Annotated in this window: 2 protein-coding genes; both read right to left on the minus strand. The window is 62.8% G+C overall.

Annotation, left to right across the window (positions count from 1 at the left end):
* A partial coding sequence (locus NO345_RS19540) for an NAD-dependent epimerase/dehydratase family protein (RefSeq protein ID WP_256302099.1) occupies positions 1-490 on the minus strand: 490 nt, incomplete at its 3' end.
* Positions 487-1454 (minus strand): UDP binding domain-containing protein (locus tag NO345_RS19545; RefSeq protein ID WP_303647116.1); only part of this gene is annotated, 968 nt, incomplete at its 5' end. The genes NO345_RS19540 and NO345_RS19545, both read right to left, overlap by 4 nt.

Here is a 1454-nt window from a genome sequence, read left to right on the forward strand (position 1 = left end):
GCTCCTCGAACGCCATGCTCTGACGCTCGCCGACCACCTTCGAGAGACCGTAGTCCGTGGATGGGACCGTGCTGTCCCAGACGTCGTCCTCCTCGTGCGGCGGCTCGTCCTGCTCGTACACCATCGAGCTGGAGAGGTAGGCGACGCGGTCGACGCCGTTCTCCTTCGCTCCCTCGAGGATGTTCCGGTGGATGCTGAGATCGTTCGAGAGGATATCCGCCGGGTACTCGTGGAACCCTTTGACGCCGTAGATGAGTGCGGCGGCGTTGATGACGCCGTCGACGTCCGCGGTGAGCTCCATCACGCGGTCGTAGTCGGTGAGGTCTGCCTTGTGGAACTCGTACTCGGAGTTGTCCACGACCTTCGTGTGCTCGTAGTCGTCGTAGCGAGCGTGGTTGTCCACACCGACGACGTCGTGGCCGTCCTCGACGAGGTGCTTGATCGTCCACTGCATCAGCGACCCCTCGCTGCCCGTGACGAGCACCCTCATCGCGCCACCTCCTCGGCTGCTGCACGCTCGTCGGCGAGCTCGTACCCGAAGAAGTAACCGTTGTCAGACTCGTGCTTTGCTTCCTCCCAGAGTCCCCAGATATCGCAGTAGAGACAGTCCTCGTTGTCGACGTGCTCGCGGACGGTCTCGAAGTCGGCGAACTCGTCGTGCGGGGTCATCAGCACGACCCAGTCGCTCCCAGCGACATCATCCCAGTCGTCGAACCCCTCGACGTTCGGTTCGATCTCGACGGGCTGGCCGTACCCCTTCATCCGGAGCTGTTTCTCCATCTTGAACGAGACGGAGTTACGAGTGTCGTCGGAGTTACCCTTGAACGTCATGCCGAGCACGGTCACCTTCTCCGGCTCGGGGGCCTTGTCGGCCATCCGTCCGATGATCTGTGCCGGCATCCCCTCGTTTATTTGGTACGCCGTCGACACCAGTTCGTTGTAGGGGATGTTGTCGACGAGGAACCAGCCGTCCTTCGTCAGGCACGGACCGCCGACGTTCGCACCCGGGTCAGGGACATCGAAGCGCGGGTAGTCCTGGCCGGTTTTGTCCAGAATCTTGTGGATGTTCACGTCGTGGTGGGTCGCAAAGGAGTCCGCGATGAGGTAGAACTCGTTGGCCGCCGCGAACGTGAGGTAGCGGTACATGTTCGTGAACAGCTTCCCGAGCTCCGCTTCGGTGGGGTTCAGCCGTAGGCAGTCCGCTTCGAGGAACGTCTCGAACACGTCGGCGGTGCGCTCGTAGCTCTCGTCGTCGGGCGCGCCGATGAGCTGTGGTAGGCCGACGACCTCCTCGAATGCCTTGTGCTGGGCGATGCGCTCGGGCGCAAAGGTGACATAGACGTCCTCGCCGACCTCGTGGCCCGCGTCCTCGAGCCGGTCGCAGACGATGTTCGTCGTCCCGGGGTAGATGGTCGAACGGAACACGAGCAGCGTGTCCTCCTCGATGTGGTCGA

Source organism: Haloarchaeobius salinus, from assembly GCF_024464185.1.
GTDB lineage: Archaea > Halobacteriota > Halobacteria > Halobacteriales > Natrialbaceae > Haloarchaeobius > Haloarchaeobius salinus.